The organism is Chryseobacterium lacus (assembly GCF_003336205.1).
In the GTDB taxonomy this organism is placed as follows: domain Bacteria; phylum Bacteroidota; class Bacteroidia; order Flavobacteriales; family Weeksellaceae; genus Chryseobacterium_A; species Chryseobacterium_A lacus.
In genome coordinates this window covers 157,090-174,939 of sequence record NZ_QPIE01000006.1, presented here as the reverse complement: position 1 = coordinate 174,939, position 17,850 = coordinate 157,090, and the positions used below count along the sequence as shown (strand labels likewise).

19 protein-coding genes and 1 tRNA gene are annotated in these 17,850 nt (G+C 38.7%); 7 read left to right on the top strand and 13 right to left on the bottom strand.

The annotated features are described in order from the left end of the window. Positions 1–22: 22 nt before the first annotated feature. The 6 genes from DQ356_RS09260 to DQ356_RS09235 all read right to left on the bottom strand — a co-directional run bounded on the left by DQ356_RS09260 (position 23) and on the right by DQ356_RS09235 (position 5,196). Entirely contained in the window at positions 23–1,336 is a 1,314-nt protein-coding gene (locus DQ356_RS09260; RefSeq protein ID WP_114304199.1) for a serine hydrolase domain-containing protein, read from the bottom strand. 66 nt (positions 1,337–1,402) lie between these two features. After that, positions 1,403–2,197 (bottom strand): thymidylate synthase, encoded by a 795-nt coding sequence (locus DQ356_RS09255; protein ID WP_114304198.1) that lies wholly within the window; start codon positions 2,195–2,197, stop codon positions 1,403–1,405. 56 nt (positions 2,198–2,253) lie between these two features. Beyond that, on the bottom strand, positions 2,254–2,694 hold the full coding sequence (locus DQ356_RS09250; RefSeq protein ID WP_114304197.1) for a hypothetical protein: 441 nt from the start codon (positions 2,692–2,694) through the stop codon (positions 2,254–2,256). Between the two features lie 57 nt (positions 2,695–2,751). Beyond that, positions 2,752–3,333 carry an IS1096 element passenger TnpR family protein gene (locus DQ356_RS09245; RefSeq protein ID WP_114304196.1) on the bottom strand — a complete coding sequence of 194 codons (582 nt, stop codon included), beginning with the start codon at positions 3,331–3,333 and terminating at the stop codon, positions 2,752–2,754. A gap of 121 nt (positions 3,334–3,454) precedes the next feature. Beyond that, positions 3,455–4,486, bottom strand: a complete 1,032-nt coding sequence (locus DQ356_RS09240) for a sensor histidine kinase (RefSeq protein ID WP_114304195.1) — start codon at positions 4,484–4,486, stop codon at positions 3,455–3,457. A 32-nt stretch (positions 4,487–4,518) separates the two neighbouring features. Next, complete coding sequence (locus tag DQ356_RS09235) at positions 4,519–5,196, bottom strand: response regulator transcription factor (protein WP_114304194.1); 678 nt, start codon at positions 5,194–5,196, stop codon at positions 4,519–4,521. A gap of 191 nt (positions 5,197–5,387) precedes the next feature. Between DQ356_RS09235 and DQ356_RS09230 the strand changes: the two genes are divergently transcribed. After that, on the top strand, positions 5,388–7,856 hold the full coding sequence (locus tag DQ356_RS09230) for a TonB-dependent receptor domain-containing protein (protein ID WP_114304193.1): 2,469 nt from the start codon (positions 5,388–5,390) through the stop codon (positions 7,854–7,856). A gap of 21 nt (positions 7,857–7,877) precedes the next feature. Next, entirely contained in the window at positions 7,878–9,086 is a 1,209-nt protein-coding gene (locus DQ356_RS09225) for a hypothetical protein (RefSeq protein ID WP_114304192.1), read from the top strand. 88 nt (positions 9,087–9,174) lie between these two features. Here DQ356_RS09225 and DQ356_RS09220 read toward each other — a convergent pair whose 3' ends face one another. The 3 genes from DQ356_RS09220 to DQ356_RS09210 form a co-directional block, all read right to left on the bottom strand. Then, on the bottom strand, positions 9,175–9,870 hold the full coding sequence (locus DQ356_RS09220; protein ID WP_114304277.1) for an ABC transporter ATP-binding protein: 696 nt from the start codon (positions 9,868–9,870) through the stop codon (positions 9,175–9,177). A gap of 81 nt (positions 9,871–9,951) precedes the next feature. After that, entirely contained in the window at positions 9,952–10,494 is a 543-nt protein-coding gene (locus tag DQ356_RS09215; protein WP_126723270.1) for a hypothetical protein, read from the bottom strand. Between the two features lie 311 nt (positions 10,495–10,805). Further along, positions 10,806–10,879, bottom strand: a tRNA-Arg gene (locus tag DQ356_RS09210). Between the two features lie 49 nt (positions 10,880–10,928). Here DQ356_RS09210 and DQ356_RS09205 point away from each other — a divergent pair. Together DQ356_RS09205 and mtgA are read left to right on the top strand one after the other, a co-directional pair. Then, positions 10,929–11,972, top strand: coding sequence for an ABC transporter substrate-binding protein (locus DQ356_RS09205; protein WP_114304190.1), 1,044 nt, complete (start codon positions 10,929–10,931; stop codon positions 11,970–11,972). 37 nt (positions 11,973–12,009) lie between these two features. Further along, complete coding sequence (gene mtgA, locus DQ356_RS09200; protein WP_114304189.1) at positions 12,010–12,654, top strand: monofunctional biosynthetic peptidoglycan transglycosylase; 645 nt, start codon at positions 12,010–12,012, stop codon at positions 12,652–12,654. Positions 12,655–12,659: 5 nt separating this feature from the next. Here mtgA and DQ356_RS09195 read toward each other — a convergent pair whose 3' ends face one another. Then, positions 12,660–12,950 (bottom strand): hypothetical protein, encoded by a 291-nt coding sequence (locus DQ356_RS09195; RefSeq protein WP_114304188.1) that lies wholly within the window; start codon positions 12,948–12,950, stop codon positions 12,660–12,662. A 116-nt stretch (positions 12,951–13,066) separates the two neighbouring features. On the opposite strand from DQ356_RS09195, the gene DQ356_RS11235 reads away from it, so the two are divergent. Genes DQ356_RS11235 through DQ356_RS09185 form a run of 3 tightly spaced genes read left to right on the top strand, consistent with a single transcriptional unit; the run spans position 13,067 to position 14,039 of the window. Then, positions 13,067–13,228, top strand: coding sequence for a hypothetical protein (locus DQ356_RS11235; protein WP_166413091.1), 162 nt, complete (start codon positions 13,067–13,069; stop codon positions 13,226–13,228). Positions 13,229–13,237: 9 nt separating this feature from the next. Continuing rightward, positions 13,238–13,582, top strand: coding sequence for a DUF1801 domain-containing protein (locus DQ356_RS09190; RefSeq protein ID WP_114304187.1), 345 nt, complete (start codon positions 13,238–13,240; stop codon positions 13,580–13,582). 1 nt (position 13,583) lies between these two features. Further along, complete coding sequence (locus DQ356_RS09185) at positions 13,584–14,039, top strand: DUF1801 domain-containing protein (RefSeq protein ID WP_114304186.1); 456 nt, start codon at positions 13,584–13,586, stop codon at positions 14,037–14,039. 22 nt (positions 14,040–14,061) lie between these two features. Here the strand turns inward: DQ356_RS09185 and recF are convergent, their stop codons facing one another. The 3 genes from recF to DQ356_RS09170 form a co-directional block, all read right to left on the bottom strand. After that, positions 14,062–15,141, bottom strand: a complete 1,080-nt coding sequence (recF, locus tag DQ356_RS09180; protein ID WP_114304185.1) for a DNA replication/repair protein RecF — start codon at positions 15,139–15,141, stop codon at positions 14,062–14,064. 133 nt (positions 15,142–15,274) lie between these two features. Then, on the bottom strand, positions 15,275–17,065 hold the full coding sequence (locus tag DQ356_RS09175) for a POTRA domain-containing protein (protein WP_228420705.1): 1,791 nt from the start codon (positions 17,063–17,065) through the stop codon (positions 15,275–15,277). Positions 17,066–17,089: 24 nt separating this feature from the next. Next, positions 17,090–17,848 carry a UbiA prenyltransferase family protein gene (locus DQ356_RS09170; protein ID WP_114304184.1) on the bottom strand — a complete coding sequence of 253 codons (759 nt, stop codon included), beginning with the start codon at positions 17,846–17,848 and terminating at the stop codon, positions 17,090–17,092. Positions 17,849–17,850: the final 2 nt, after the last annotated feature.

Sequence of the window (17,850 nt, the reverse complement as noted above, 5' to 3'; positions counted from 1 at the left end):
TGGAGCCGACTATTTAGTTCAATTATTCTTTAGTGAAAAGGATTTCCATACCTCCTTGAAGAAGTTTCATGGTTTTTTTATCTGAATCAAAATCGAGTTGTATTCCGGCAGTGTCGAAGGTAAAAGTGTTTTCAGACTTTGCTTGCAACGGAAATTCTCCCTGTCCTGTTGCCTGCGCGAAAATTTGTCCATTTTTCTCTCTTACTTCAATTTTGATGGGAAACTGTGTTGAGGAATAGGTTCCGGCATATTTCTGTAAGGTCGCAGGATCCACATTTGCAGCTGTAAAATTAGGGATTTCAATATTCTTACAGGTGGCAAGACTCATCGCTGCGATGGTAATTTGATTGTTGTCAAAAGCAGTTCCGTTAGAAAGCATGACGTAGCCGGTTTTCAGTTCAGGAAAATAATAAAGTGCTGAGGTAAAAGCATCAATTCCGCCATTGTGCCCGAATCCGGAAGTATTGTAAAACGGAACCCTGAAAATCCCGAATCCATAATTATCTGTCATTGTGATCATCTGCGACAGGCTTTTTTCGGAAATAATTTTATGGTTAAATAAATCCTGGATGAATTTTAAAAGATCTGCGCTCGTCGAAATCATCGCACCTGCAGCAGCGGGAATAGAAAGATCTGTTTCCTCGGATTTCATGAGCGGAGTTTCCAGAGTGTAGGAAAAAGCTTCCATTTTCTGTAGATTAATTTTCCCTCCGTAATAGGTGTTTTTTAATCCTAAAGGTTTGGTGATTTTTTGCTCGAGAATTTCTGCGTAAGATTTTTTGTACACTTTTTCCAGAATATAGCCCAGCAAAATATAGCCTGAATTGCTGTAGCTGAATTTGGTGCCAGGTTCGAAATCGGTGCCGCTGCTCTTTATTTTAGCAACCATTTCCTGATTCGTCATCGCATTTTGGTTCCAGCTCAGATAATCGGGCAAATCCGTAATGTTGTAAATTCCGCTCCGGTGATTCAGCAACTGCTCAATGGTGATTTTTTCTGCGTTTTTTATTTCAGGATAAAATAGGGAAAGCCGATCGCTGAGGTTTAATTTATTTTCTTCAACAGCTTTCATCACCAAAGTTGCAGTGAAGGTTTTGGTAATAGAACCGATTCTGAATCGCGTATCTGTGGTGTTTTTCTTTTGATTTTCTGCATCTGCAAAACCGACGGCACGCTCATAAACCATTTTGCCGTTTTGAGTAATGGCCATACTTCCCATGAACTTCTGATGTTGCTCCAGAACATTCATGAATTCGTTCATTTTTTCCTGATTAAAATTCTGGCTGAATGCCATTGAAAGAGCCAAGCAACTGAACAGGAATAACAATTTTTTCATGCCAAATATTTATTAAATGGGTAGCAATAGTGAAGGATATGTTACAAGAATGGTGATTTTGACCCATTACACTGCTACCGGAGCTTTTATCCCCGGATGTGGGTCATAATTTTCCAGAGTGAAATCTTCATATTTAAAGTCAAAAATATTTTTGATTTCAGGATTCAGTTTCATTACGGGTAAGGCTTTTGGCGTTCTGGAAAGTTGTTTTTTCACTTGCTCTAGATGATTGTTATAAATATGAACATCGCCAAAACTGTGGATATAATCTCCCACTTCCAGTTCGCAAACCTGCGCTACCATCATCAGCAGAAGGGCATAACTTGCAATATTAAACGGTACTCCCAGAAAAACATCGGCACTTCTTTGGTACAGCTGAAGCGAAAGTTTTCCCTCGGCAACATAAAACTGGAACATCGCATGACAGGGCGCCAAAGCCATGTTTGGAACTTCGGCGACATTCCATGCGGAAACGATCAATCGGCGGGAATCCGGATTTTCTTTAATCTGAGTGATGACTTCCGAAATTTGATCGATTACATTTCCGTCTGCACCTTTCCAGCTTCGCCATTGCGCACCGTACACAGGACCAAGATTTCCGTTTTCATCGGCCCACTCATTCCATATTTTGACATCGTGATCTTGGAGATATTTGACATTGGTGTCTCCTTTCAAAAACCAGAGTAACTCATGAATAATGGATTTTACATGAACTTTTTTGGTTGTCACCAAAGGAAAACCTTGCGATACATCATATCGCAACTGATATCCGAAAATACTTTTGGTTCCGGTTCCGGTTCGGTCGGTTTTCTCATTGCCGTTATCGAGAATATGTTGTAAAAGCTCTAAATAATTCTGCATTTTTTAAATAATGAAAGTGGGTTAATGAAAATTAATCTCGGCAAAATACTGATTATTTACCAAATTCCCATAATTGTTTGTGAAGTTCCGTTCAAGGTGAAAGTTTGTCCTGTAACGAGGCCGTTCATGACTTTGGCAATAGGAGATTCGGGAGAGACGCACATGATTTTTCTGTTTTGAAAACTGAGTGTTCCGGCGGCAGCCGAAATATAAAAAATTCCGTTGTTGGTTTCTACCAATGCGCCCAAATCTGCGGTGATACTGGCTTTATTGTTAAGTCTTTGAAGAGAATCCTGAAGTTTCATATTTTCAGAAAGCTGATGATTTAAATGGTTAATTTCCTGCTGCAACATTTCCGCACCGGTTTCGTACTTGTCACCCATTGCACTTTTGGTTTCGACGTTGGATTGCCGAGTTTCGGCAATCAGATGGTGCAGCTGCTGTATTTTCTCCGAAATGATTTTTTGTGCTGACAGCAGAATTTCCTGTTTATCCATCAGAATTTTGATATTAAAAAACCCCGACTGCTCAGGGTTTTGTATGGTAATACTATTTTAATCTTCGTCGTCCATTTCGAAATTGTCGTCTTCGTATCCTTCATCTTCATCATCATCGAAACCGTCATCGTCATCCGAAAAGTCTGAACTGCCAAAATCATCTTCAAAACCGAAATCATCATCATCCATTAAGGGCATTGCTGATTTTTTGTTTTTTCCGGCTCCTCCGCTTTTGCTTGGTGCTTTCATCGGCATACTTCCGAATCTGAAAACAGTGATAGGATAGTTAACTGCAGGTTTTTCATCCGTTATTTCTATCAGTTCACAAAAGAATTCCCAAAGATCCAGAAATCCGTATTGGAATTGTGCGCGATCTCCTTTCTGGGGGAAAGCTTCGCGGATGTAAATATCAGACATGATTTCGCCGTCTTCTTCATCACTCATATCTTCCAGCGGAACAGATTTGATGATGGAACCGTCCTGCTCCAACAGATTGAATGCAGAGAGCTCTTCTCCCATCAGGCTGAAGGCACTTTTGATTCCCAGGTGAAGATTCCACAATGTTTGTTTTTCTTTTACTTCAATATCGCGGAAAATATTGTCTTTGGCGTCTAAAATTACACGGATCTTATAAACCATTTTTTCTTTATTTGTATTGCTTTTAGTAATGTATTTTCGGTTACAAATATAGAATATTTGTATTGGGAGCTAAAAGTTTTTGATTTTTTTTTCAAGAAATATTTTATTACATTTTCGGCCACTATTCGCCTTTTTCCAACGTAAAACTGAACGTGGTGCCTTCCAGATATACGCTGTGTACTTCGATGTTTTCGTGGTGTGCTTCCAGGATATGCTTTACAATGGCCAATCCCAATCCTGATCCTCCGTCTCTTCGGTTTCTGGACGATTCTACACGATAAAAACGTTCGAAAATTCTGGGAAGTGCTTCGGGTTTTATTCCCATGCCGTTGTCTTTTATTTCTATTAAAACCTTATGGTTCAGGGGTTTAGTGATCACCTGAATCAGTGCATTATCCCTGTTAGCGTAATGAATGGCGTTGGAAATAAGATTGACAAGAACCTGAGAAATACGCTGTCGGTCGGCTTTTACAAAGATTTGTTGTTGTGCTGCCTGAAGTTGCATTTTAGCGTTGGTTTTCTGAGCTTCCAGATCCAGAAGGTCAATCATTTCACGAACGAGGATATTGATGTCAAATTCGGTGATGTTCAGGTCAATTTCTCCGGATTCAAACTGGTTGATCATGTCAAGGTCTTTCACGATATCCAGCAGCCTTTCTACCGAAGTGTCGATTCGGGAAAGATATTTATCCCGAACAGCGAGATTTTCCACAGCGCCGTCCATTAGGGTTTCTACATATCCTTGAATGGTGAAAAGCGGCGTTTTCAGTTCGTGTGAAATATTCCCGATATATTCTTTTCTGTAAGTTTCCATTTCCTTCATCGTATCCAGTTCTGTCGCTGTTTTTTGGGACATTTCAGATACTCTTTCGCCCAATTGGGTGAAGTTCATTCCTTCTTCCTGTCCCATCATCTCTTGGGGAAGAATGGTGCGGATGCGGCTGATTTGTTTTTTTCCGTAAAAATTAAAAAGGAAATCGAGGACGAAATAATTGATTACAATCATCAGCAGAATACTGGCAAGAAATGTTGCAGCCATTCCGGTTTTCATGTTTAGAATGCTTGTTTTGGAAAAATCAAAAACAAAGGCAACCAGCATCATCACGCCAGTGAGAAACAGGGAAGCGTAAAAGGTAAGCTGATGGAATTTCAAAATGGTAACTTTTGATAAAGTTATGAAAAAATTTACACCACCAATTTGTATCCGATTCCTTTAAGGGTTTGAATAGTATCAACGCCTAATTTTTCCCGAAGCCTGCGGATGTGGACATCAATGGTTCTTTCTCCTACAACCACGTCGTTTCCCCACACTTTTTCCAGAATTTCTTCGCGTTTAAAGACTTTATCGGTGTTAGAAGCCAAAAGATACAATAAGTCGAATTCTTTTTTCGGAAGCAGAAAAAGCTGTCCTTTTTTTGAAACTTTGAAATTATCTTTGTCGATCATCAGATCGCCGATTTCAATTTGTTTGCTTCTTTCATTCACCTGCGATGTAAGTTGAAGCAGGGCGTTTACTTTTGAAATGAGCACTTTTGGTTTGATTACTTTTATGATGTAATCATTAGCTCCGGCCTGATAACCTGCGAGTTGTGAAAATTCCTCGCTACGGGCAGACAAAAATACAATGAGGGTTTTATGCAGTTCTTTGATCTGTCGTAACTCCTGGCAGGTTTCTATACCATCCTTTTCAGGCATCATCACGTCCAAAAGAATCATATCGGGAATCAGTTTTTTAGCCAGTGCAATTCCGTCGTTTCCATTATTAGCGGTGTGTACTTCATATCCTTCTTTTTCTAAATTATAAGATAGGATTTCCAAAATATCCTGCTCATCATCTATCAATAGAATTTTCTTTGAACTCATTTCTTCTTTTTATCCTTTCAAAATTACCACTTTTATCCCTACTCGAATTACTTTTTATTAAAGTTTACAATTAATTAATACTGCTACATTTCTGTTTAAGATTTATTAAAGAATAATTAATGCCTTGTCAACACCCTTCGCACCTATTCTTTCCACCTTTGCATCAAGAGAAATTAAAGTAAGAAAAGGAAATGAGAGTAAGTAAACTAAGTATCGGAGCATTGTTTCTAATAGGTGCAGTTCCGGTAGTATACGCGCAGACAGGAAGTGATACGATGCCGAATGAAAGCCGGATAGAAGCTGTAGTAATACAGGGAAATACGCGAAAAGGTACGGAGAACAACATCATCAACCTGCAGCGGAAATCTGTGGAGGTAATAGAAAGAGTGGGCTCTGCACAATTGGAAAAACAAGGAATAAGCAATGCTGCCACTGCGGTGACCAAAGCAACGGGAACACAGAAACAGGAAGGAAGTGGCCAGATTATTATTCGCGGACTGGGCGACCGGTACAACGGAACAACCATGAACGGACTCGTGATTCCATCCGACAATCCGGAGCTGAAGAATATCAATCTGGAGATCTTCAAAACTTCTATTATTGAATACATTGCTTTGGACAAAGTATATCATCCGCGATTATCCGGTGATTTCGGCGGAGCCAATATCAATATCGTTTCTAAAGAACACATCGGCCGCCCTTATTTGAAATTAGGAATCGGAAGTGCTGTGAATCTTCAGACTTTTGACAAAGGAAATTTTAAACTACAGGACGGTGGACCGGGATTTTTCGGCTACAAAAAAGCTTCTTTTGATAAAGGAAATCCTTACACAAATTATCCGTTCAGCACCAACTGGAATTTCAAAAATGCGGATAATCCCTTCAATTCCAGCATGGATATCGAAGGTGGAGTTTCTTTCGGAAAATTATCGATGTTTGGGTATGCAGGATTTGATAACAGTTATGTGTACAGCCAAGGACAGGAAGGCTGGTATGATTCCACAGGTGATGCCATGAAAAGACTGGATGTGGAACGATTTACTTACAGTACAAATAATACTGCATTGCTGAATCTTGCTTATAAATTCAACGGCAGAAACAGGATCGGTTTTACTTCCAATTTCATTCATACCTCCGAACAAGACGCACGATTTTTCAATGGTTATATGCGTGAAATTGGCGGAAATGTGTACATTAACAGAGGCGATAATAAGATAACCTCCACTTTGATTAATCAACTTTATGGTAATCATAAATTCAAAGATACATGGAGTGCAGATTGGGGTGTGGGATATAATATAATGGACAGCCAGCGTCCTGACAGGCTTCAGAATACGATCGATCAAACCAATAATATTTTCATAACCGGAAGTACCATCAATAATCACCGCTATTTTGATGAATTGAATGACAAAACGCTGAATGGATTTTTAACATTAACCAAGAGTTTCGATAACCTGAAAGTTAATTTCGGATACAACGGTTTATACAAAGACAGAACGTTTGACAATACCACCATCGGACTCAATTTTACAATGCAAACCACGGTGGATCACAATAATGTGGACGGCGTTATCAATCCCGCCAACAACGGCATTATTATTTACAACACGTTCAGGCCGGATAATTCGAGATATCTTCCGTTCAATTATAGCTTGGAACAGAATGTACAAAGCGGTTTCGTGAATTTGGATTATCAGTTTTCAGACAGATTGGTAGTGCAAGCAGGCGGTCGTTTCGATTATGTAAACCTGAACAGCAACTGGGATGATTCCATCCTTGGGATAGGGCAGAAAAAGCAAACGTACAATAAATTTTTACCCGCACTGAATGCAAAATACAGCTTAACTGACAGACAAAACATCAGGTTATCAGCTTCCAAAACCTATACATTACCACAACCAAAAGAATTGGTGCCGATTTCTTATTATGATGTTACCACCAACGTTTATGGAAATCCGAATCTAAGGCCTTCCGACAACTATAATATAGATCTGAAATGGGAATGGTTTGCCAAACCGGGCGAAGTGGTTTCACTTACAGCATTCGGGAAATATCTCCTAGATCCGATTGCCAGAACTACTTATTCCACAGCAGCTTCCAGTGATATGACGTATTTCAATATCGCCAATTGGGGATATGTAATCGGAGCTGAAATGGAATTGAGAAAAGATCTTTACGAATGGGATCACTCAAAATTCTATACTTTTTTGAACGCTACTTATATGCATTCTGACCAGGAATTGAAATCTGAAGAAGAATTTATCGCTGAAAATAACGGGAAAGTGATTCAGTTCAACGGACAGTCCAACGATAAAGTGCAGGGTGTAGCAGACTTCCTCGCAAATGTAAACTTGGGTTATCATCAAAAATTAGGAACAGGAAAAGCGTCGATGGATTTTGTAGTCACTTATTCCTATGTGGGGAAAAGTCTTTTCGCACTGGGAACCAACATGATCGGTAATTTTTATGAAAACCCTGTTCATCTTCTGGATGCCAATCTCAAATTTGAGTTTGACCGTATCGGAGTAGGAATTACCGCAAGAAATCTGGTGAATTCTGAAAATAAAATAGAACAAGTAATAAAAGGCGCCGGATATACCCACATAAATTATACAAAAGGCCGTGAATTAGGCATCAGTTTATCATACAAATTTTAAAAACAATCAAATATTAATGTTATGAAAAAGAATTTTTTAAGAGCAGCTTTCTGTTTAACTTTAGTCGCTTCCGCATCCACTATCGCAGTGTCTTGTAGTAAAGATGACGACACGTCAATAGTAGATAACGGCGCAATAGATCCTGCGAATTTTAGCGGAACCATCAAATCGGGAAGTACCGTTACTTTGGATGCTACAAAAACCTATTCTCTAAACGGAAAACTTTTAGTGGAAAATGGGGCAACTCTCATTATTCCTGCAGGAACAAAAATTGTAGCAACACAAGGATCTACTTATCTTATTGTAGATAGAGGAGGAAAGATTTTTGCCAACGGAACTGCCGACAAACCCGTTGTTTTTGAAGGAGTTCAGAACACGCCGGGATATTGGGGAGGAATCGTCATTTTAGGAAATGCGCCTACCAACAGAAGCGCATCAGGTACTTCTACTTCAGAACTTGGAGAGATGGTGTATGGAGGAACCAATAAAACAGATAATTCAGGAGTTCTGAATTATGTAGTTATCAGAGGAAGTGGTTTCAAATACAATCCCGAGAAAGAATTCAACGGACTTTCTCTGTTCGGTGTGGGTTCCGGAACTACAATTGCCAATATTTTCGTTGTGGATGGTGCTGATGACGGTATCGAATTTTTCGGAGGAAATGTGAATGCTTCCAATCTTGTGGTGATCGGAGTAGGAGATGATCACATCGACTGGACTGAAGGATGGCAAGGATCTGCAACCAATATTTATGCAGCAAGAAAAGCAGCGTATGCAAATTCTACAGAGCCTGGAAACAGAGGTGTAGAAGCAGATACCCAAGATACAGATCCGAATACCACCAACGGAAACGGAGTTTCAAACCCAACCATCAAAAACATGACGCTTGTCGGAAACCTGAAAGGATCCGAATCGCAGGGAATGAAAGTAAGAGCAGGATCTCACGGTGTTTTCGAGAACGTAGTAATTGCAAACTATAACGTAGGAATGGATTTTGAAACCACCAGAACTTACGACTGGTTCAAAACTGCTCCTCTTAAAGTAAATCAGGTTCGTTTCGTAAATGTGGGAACGAATTTCAAAACCAAAGATGCTATTGCTGACTTCACCATCGCAAATATCGGTGTAGATAATACTGCGACCGGAGCCGGAAGTGGAACCGCTTTGCCGGCTTGGGCGAAAGGGTGGACCGGTCTTCAGAATTTTGATGTAGCTGATGCAGGAAACTAAGATTTAATAAACTGATCTTCAGATCAAAATAATAATAAAGCCATCTCCGAAAAGGGATGGCTTTTATCGTTTTATATTTCTGATGAAGTTATGAAGTATAGCTGGCAAAAGCTTCCTCCAGACTTTCATATTTTCCTTTAAAAGCATCAATGGGGGAATCCTGAAGAATAGTTCCCTGATGTATCAGAATCACCCGCGAGCAAAGCGCCTCCACTTCCTGCATAATGTGCGTGGATAAAATCACGGTTTTTTCCTGGCCGATTTCCCGGATCACATTTCTGATTTCGAGAATCTGATTAGGATCCAAACCATTCGTTGGCTCATCCAGAATAAGTAAATCCGGCTGATGAAGAATGGCTTGTGCCAAACCGACACGCTGTTTGTATCCTTTTGACAATTGTCCTATTTTCTTTGATTTTTCCGGCGTAATCCCTACAAGTTCTATCACTTCATCCACTCTGGAAGCCGGAATTTTATGAATATTCGCTATAAACTGAAGGTATTCTTTCACATACATTTCCAGATAAAGCGGATTATTTTCCGGCAAAAAGCCGATATTTTTCTTGGTTTCTGTTTCGTTTTGGGTGATGTTTTTTCCGTTGAAATGAATTTCACCCTCGTCGATTTTTAGAACACCCACAATGGATTTCATCAGCGTTGATTTTCCTGCGCCGTTCGGACCTAGCAATCCGATGATTTCGTTCTTTTTTATCGAAATATTAATGTCGTTCAGCGCCGTTTGCTCGCCAAATTTTTTCGTTAAATGAATGACTTCTAAAGACATATTGTAGAATGATTTATCGCAGGTTAAAAGATAAAAACTCATTCAGGAAGAACGAGTTTTAAAGTATTTTCTCTGCAAAATTTATTTTTTCTTTGTTGCACTCTTTTCTGTTGCGGAATCGGTTTTTTCATAAGGCTGAATCGTCGTTCTCGCTTTGGAAGCAGCAACGGACGATCGGTTTTTCATACGGTTTTTCCCGAATACTTTATCTACCTGATTCTTCGTGAGAAATTGGCTTTTCCCGATATGCTTTTTACTTTTATTAATGTAATGAACAAACTGAACCGTGGTTTGGCCGTAGTTTTTCGCGAAGTTTAATCCGATAATGTCATTCGGAAGTTCTAACTGTATTTCACTTTGTGGCATATCAATAAAACCGTCAGAAATCATTTTATAAAGTTGGTCGAAGTCTTTGTTCAAATCATGAAAATAAAAAGACCGGTACGTATTCAGGTTGCTGTTATTAATATCCTGATAATTAAAAACGTATTTATTTTGTTTTTTATAAAGCGCAATCGCGTTTTCTTTCCCTACTTCCACCAGATTTTCATTTTTCAGCACTTTAATTTGCGCAAAAGAAAAAGTAAAAAGGAATAAGGCAAGCAATAAATGGATTTTTCTCATAATGGTTTTTTGCGAAAGGAGGGCGTCTCGTTTCTTTTTAATCTTCATATTCAGGTGATAACCGCAACAAAAATAAAAAATATTTTTCAGAAAGCAGGCTATTAACCATTTTATATACGGAAAAAACCATGCATTATTGTGTGCTGCGTTGTTTTGTAAAATTTAAAGGAAGAGATATGATTTAGTGTGATTCTGCTTTCTATAATATGAAATCGATGAATTATTTCTACACATATATTGATCATAAACATCAACTTACTGTAACTTTATCTCAAAGAAAAAACCACCCAAATCAGGTGGTTTTCGAATAGTGAACGCGGAAGGAGTCGAACCCTCAACCTTCAGAGCCGTAATCTGACGCTCTATCCAATTGAGCTACGCGTCCATTCATTTTACGGTTTGCAAATATAACACTTTTTTGGTTTCTTTGAAACATGAAAACCACTTTATTCACGCTTCTTGCCATTTTATTTTTAATTTCATGTAAAAAAGAATCACAGCAACTTACCATCTCCGGGCAAAATATCTCAGGAAGAGTTCAGTACCAGGAAGATGGAGAAATCTTAAAACTAAAATCAGGAAAATTTAATTATGAGATTCCCCATTCAAAGCTTCCTTATAAAAAAGTGGTACTCCTGAATGCAAGTTTGATAGGATATTTCACAGAATTGGGTTTGGAAGACAACATTATTGGCGTTTCGAGTCCGGAGTATATTTATTCTGAAAAAATTAAAAATGGAATTAAAAACGGAAATATCGCCGATGTGGGAAATGAACAGAAATACGATGTGGAAAAAATATTGGCACTGAAGCCGGATGCTGTGTTCACCAACTATATTTCGACGTTCGGAAATACGTATGAACTCCTGAAAAAAAACGGAATAGAAATCATCTTCCTCGATGAATATCTGGAGAACGATCCTTTGGGAAAATCGAAATATCTTCTGGTTTTCGGCAGGCTTTTCGGAAAAGAGGAAAAGTCTGGAGCTAAATTTCAGGAAATAAAAAAATCTTATGATTCGCTGAAAAGCCTTGTGAAAAATGAAACAAAACCTGTGGTAATTTCCAATGAAATGTACGGCGGACAATGGTTTATGCCCGGTGGAAAAACTGCATTCGCAAAGTTGCTTGAAGATGCAGGAGCAGCATATATTCTGAAAGGAAATCTGGAAGAAAAAGCCATTCCCATGAGTTTTGAAGAGGTGTTTGTAAAAGCTGAAAATGCCCGCTTTTGGATGAACGCAGGAAATCACCGCAACAAAAATTCGCTATTGTCCATCAATCCGAATTATGCCAAAATGAAGGTCTTTCAAAATGGGAAAATTTATGCGGTAACAGCCCGGGAACAGGGAAAATCAAACGATTATTTTGAAAGTGGCGTCGTTCGGGCAGATCTGATCCTGAAGGATTATATCAGGATTTTTCACCCACATCTTCTTCCGAATTATTCTTTAACCTATTTGAAAGAACTGAAATAAAAGATACTTTTGCAACTCAAAACTTGTAATCGTCGGTATGTTTAAAAAAATCAGGAAAATTATTTTCATCCTCATCCTCGCCAATATCGCTTTTATTCTGTGGGGAAAATTTTTCAATCCTCCTATTACCATTACCCAAATCTCAGGAATTTTGAATTATGGCAAGCTCGAGCGGGATTATGTGGATTATGATGAAATGAATTCTCATGTGAAAAAAGCAGTAATCGCTGCCGAAGATCAAAAGTTTTTTACGCATAATGGTTTTGATTATCAGGCGATTGAAAAAGCATACCGCGACAACGAAAAAGGAAAAAAAATAAAAGGAGGGAGCACTATTTCCCAGCAAACTGCTAAAAATGTCTTTTTGTGGCAAGGCCGAAGCTGGTTCCGGAAAGGACTGGAAACCGTTTATACTTTTATTATCGAACTGATTTGGGGCAAAGAAGTCATCCTGGAAAGGTATCTGAATTCTATTGAAATGGGACAGGGCGTATTCGGTGTGGAAGCGGCATCACACTATTATTTCGGGAAAAATGCTAAGAATCTCACCAAAAGTGAAGCAGCGTGGATTGCCGCCATTCTTCCGAACCCAAAAAAATATGATCCCAATAATCCGTCGTCCTATCTTAGAAAAAGACACACCTGGATCATGAGACAGATGAATAATGTTCGTTTGCCCTAAAATTTTTATAAAATCTGAAGATCAGCAATGTGATTTTCGCCAAATTCCTGCTGAAATTTATTCAGAAAAAATGTTTTGCGCAGCCTGAAATCGTTTTTTAACAAAGGAGAAGCAATCTTTATTTCAAGAACTTTCCGGTGAATATTGACGCTGATGATTTCCTCAAAAAGACTGCTGTCGAGATACGTTTCCAAATAATCTTTCACTTCAAAAGCCAGCAGTTTATCCTCAAAACCATGGATTTTGGCAAATACTTTCACAAGTTCAGAAGACTGAAATTCCCGCTTTTTTTTCATTTATATTTTTCTTTTTTTTGAATTCGAAAATCTTTCCTCGAAATACAAAGTTGAGAATTTTATATCAGAAAATGATAACAATCGGAAGATCTCTCAAACTTTGTTAAATTTGTATTATGATGGAAATGTTTTCAAAAGCAAAAACGATTCTGAATCAGGTTCAAACGACGCAAACCAAGCTGGGCAATTTAAGAAAAATAGCCAAAGAAATCAATAGAGATCATGCTTTAGCCTTGGAACTCTGGTTTTCAGGAAAGGTAGCGGAAGTTGACAGATAAATAGATGAAATGAACGAACAGGTAACAGAATATATCAATAACGCTCCGCAAAATCAAAAAGAAATCATGGAGATTCTTCGGAAATTAATTCATGAAAACGGTCGAAACGTCAGGGAAGAATTCAAATGGAGACGGCCCATTTTTAAATCAGACAAAGATTTTTCTTATTTTCAGGTGAATAAAAACCATTTGAATTTCGGGTTTTATAATGGTGTGGAACTACTGAGCGATCCGGACGGAATTTTGCAAGGAACCGGGAAAACAATGCGTCATATTAAATTAAAAAGTACTTCGGATATCAACCCAAAATTGTTAGCCGAATGGATTAAAATACTTACAAAAAAAAAACCATAAAATGAAAGCAAACGGAACTACTGTAAAAGAAATTCTGGCCAATGTGCCGGAAGAAAGGGCAGAAGCCTTCAATAAATTGCACGAAACCATTATCGAAAATCTTCCTGAAGGATTTGAAGCAGCCATCAGTTATGGCGGTTTGGGCTATGTAGTACCGCATTCACTGTATCCTTCCGGATACCACTGCAAGCCTGAAGAACCATTGCCTTTCGCAGGGATTGCTTCACAAAAAAACTCTGTAAATCTTTATCACATGGGAATTTATTCTGATCCCGAAGTCATGAAATGGTTCACCGAAGAGTATCCCAAACACAGCAAACGAAAACTGGACATGGGAAAAAGCTGCATCCGATTCAAAAAAACGGAAGATATTCCCTTCGAATTAATAGGAGAACTGATGAAAAAAATGACGGTGCAAGATTGGGTCAACATTTATGAATCGAATTTGAAGAAGTAAGCTAAAACTCTTATTTCAGGTTTTATATTTCGAAAATCTTGCTTTTTTCGTTAATTCTTTTGACCACATTTTCCGTACGTTCCCGATGCGTGTCAGTAATGAACATTTGTCCGAAATTCTCCTGATTCATCAGCTGAATCAGCTGCGAAACTCGGTCGTCATCCAGTTTATCAAAAATATCATCGAGCAGAAGAATAGGGTTTTTACCTGTAAGTTCTTTTATTCTCTTAATCTGCGCCAATTTCAGGGAAATTAAAAATGATTTTTGCTGTCCTTGTGAACCGGTTTTTTTTATCAGCCTGCCATTCATGGTAAACAGAAGATCATCCTTGTGAATTCCTGCTGAAGTATAAGAAAGTTGCCGGTCTTTGCTCAGGTTGTTTTTCAGAAGTTCCGGCATTGGAGTTTCCCGCAAATCTGAATCATACTCCACGGCAACGGTTTCCTGAGCTCCTGAAATAATCCGGTAAAACTCCTGAACAACAGGCGTGAGATGAGCAACAAAAGTTTTTCTTTTCTCAAAAATAATGTCGGCGAAACGCATCATCGGTTCATCATAAATCTCCAGAGAATCGGCATCGAAGGTTCTGTTTTTCTGAAAATATTTCAACAGTGCATTTCTCTGTTTCAGCACTTTTTGATATTGAATAATACTAAAAAGATACTCCGCATCCGTTTGCGAAATCATAGAATCCAGAAATTTCCGGCGGCTTTCCCCGGAATCGGAAATCAGGTTCGAATCATAAGGCGAAATGATCACGCTGGGCAAAAATCCGACATGATCCGCAATTCGCTCATACGTTTTGTTGTTTTTTTTAATGGTCTTTTTATGATCTTTCGGCTGTTGAATCCGGATGATGTTTTCTTTTTCTCCGTCATGAATTTCTGATTCGATAGAAAAAAAATCTTCCCCGAAAAGAATATTACTGACATCCGTGTTTCCCAAAAAACTTTTTCCTACCGAGAGATAATGGATCGCATCCAGAACATTGGTTTTCCCCGCGCCGTTGTTCCCAACGAAACAGTTGATCTGGGGAGAAAATTCAAATGATTTTTCCGAATGATTTTTAAAATGAATAAGGGATATTTTGTTGACAATCATGCTTCTGTATTGAGGATTATCAGGTTTTAATTAAAATTCCAGAGCTGCAATAATGCATGAAATAATGAAGTTTTTCTCCTGATTTTTCTCTTCAAAAATTTCGGTAAAGATAAAGCTTTCCATCCGGAAAATTTCAGTTCCCGAAATTGACAAAATGTGGAACATCCGTAGCGAAAGACTGCATCGGAAAATTGTCGTTCCGGTATCCGTTAAATTCAAAAACGGAATCATTTCCCATCGGAACTTTCGGATAATACATCAGGGAAACCTGAATTCTGTTGAAGACCAAATACGGATTATTGATCAGAACCCCAATTCCGAATTTGCTGTGGGTACCGCTTTTGAACAGGGAATTTCCGTTTTGGGAAAGCCATCCGAACGCCGCAGCAGCATAAGGACTGAAATGAAAATTTTTCCAGGTTTTGTTGATGAACATCTGCAACTGATAGCGCAGAACCAGTTTTTCAGTCCCAATATAATCGCCGCTGTATGCAGGAAACTCGAATGGTGAAGAAAGATTGATGCGGTCATGATAAGAATAATGATATCTTGGAGTCCCAATTGCCCATGTTGGCGAAAAAAAGTGGCGAACCTGTGCAAATTTCCAGTTTTGAAGCGGCGTAAAATAAGTCCCTTCCAACCGGAATGCATCCCGTTGGGTTTCTCCGTTGAAAAATCTTCCAAATTCTGTTTTCACATTGAAATATCCCCAGTTGATGAAGCTCCCGAGTGATGCTGAAATTCCTGCATACGGAATGGATTTGTTGCCTCTGTTAAGCGCACCCGCTGTAAATCCGAACGATTTTCCGTAAGGAATATCCTCAGGAAGATCGTACTGGAAAATGTTTTTCTGAACCGAAAATTTCCTTTCATTATACATCGCTGATGCTAAAAAACTGTTCGACGTGCGGAAGAAGCCCAGCTGATCCTGTTCCGGCCGGTCTTTGTACTGATAATTCTGAATCCGGCCTAATATGGCAATGTTTCTTGAAATTTTTCCGTCACTTATGAACACCGGAAACTGATAACCTCCCCATAAATCCTGCCGGTACACTTTGATCTGAACTTCCGGAAAAACTTCTGTAAAGTTGGGAAGCAACACTCTTCTTTTGAAATATTCAAACTGAAAACCGCCGGCCCATCTTGTGAGCGGCGAAAAGAAATCCCGTGTAGCACTCAGGCTGATGCGTTCGTTGTCAAAAAAATCTTTTTCACCTGAAATATTAGCGTTGATGAAGCTTCGGTAAAGATTGTAAGCGGTATACTTTCCGTACAAATGATTTTGTTTATCTCTGGAATTATAAGTGTAACCGAGGTCTATTTCATGGCCCAATCCCAGAAGATTCTGTTCTGTGAGGCCGAAGCCTGTTTCACCGTTGGAGTAACTCATGCTGGGTTTCAGGCTCCAGGAGTCCAGTACTTTTACGAGAATGTCAACAGTCTCAGCATCATCATTTTCCTCAATACTTATGTTCACCCTGTTGATAAAAGGCATACTTCGCAGAATACGCTCCGATTCATAAATCTTTTGGGCATTATACAGTTCTCCTTTTTGGAAAAGCAAATAATTTTTGATGGTGGAAGGTTTGGAATCAATATGAATTCGGTCGGCAACCCGGTCGTACCATTTCGCATCCTTCCTTTCTTCGTTTTTACTGTACCCAAAAGGATCCACGGTTTGAACAGTAATATTGCGGATGGTTTTTCCATCGAGCATTTCCTGAGCCGGAATTTTTTCCCAAGATTCTACAGATACAGAGTCCGCTTCGCGACGGAAAATAAAACGATGGACGAATTTCGTGAACTTTCTTTTGTCTGAAAACTCTTCAATTTTATAATACAAAGAATCCTTTTTCTCCTGCGCCCGGAGAAGTAAACTGCTGCTGAATAACAGGGTAACGATAAAAAAGATTGTAGTTTTCAATGTATTGTTTCGCCGATTTTATTATCAATTTATAAGCCAAGCTAAAGCGAGGAAAAACAAAGGAAGTGCGCTGCATAGTTCTACCCAAAAGGAAAAATAAAGATCGTCATTCGTGTTTTTGGAAAAATAAATAAGAGAAAAACTGACCAGTTGTGTAAGAAAAAAAGCTACAGCAAATGATGTTTTCAGATAGAATATCGCTGTTGTCGCAGCTGCGAATATTAAAAAATAGGCAAGATATTTGGTGTTCTGAATGCCGATGATTTTCGGGAAAGTAATGATCTTGTCATCGTGCATATCCCTGATATCAAAAGGTAAAATAAGAGCGGTGACAAACAGCCACGAAATGAAGAAAATCACGAAATTAAATTCCGGTAAAATGAGCCAGGAATTGATTAAAGCCCAAGTGAAACCAACATAAAAAACCTTCAGTAAAGGAATTTTGCGGATAAATTTTTCCAAAAATGCAGAATTGTACAGCAAACCGAGTATCACGATGGTAAGCCATTTCAGAAGCCGGATTTCGTTGTGATTCAGGAAAATTAATAGGGCTGAAATGATTCCGCAAAAGATATTGAAAAGTAAAATCTTTTTGAAGTTGCGGGAATATTGATATTTCGTGTAAAGGTATCCGCTCCAATACGTGATGAAAATGAGAAATATCGTAGGAAACCGAACAAGATTTTGTTCCAGCATGAAAAATACAGCCAGTGAAGTGCCGCAAAAAGCAACAAAAATCTGGCTGTTTACAATGTATTTTTTTAGTAAATTTAGGAGCTGCATTT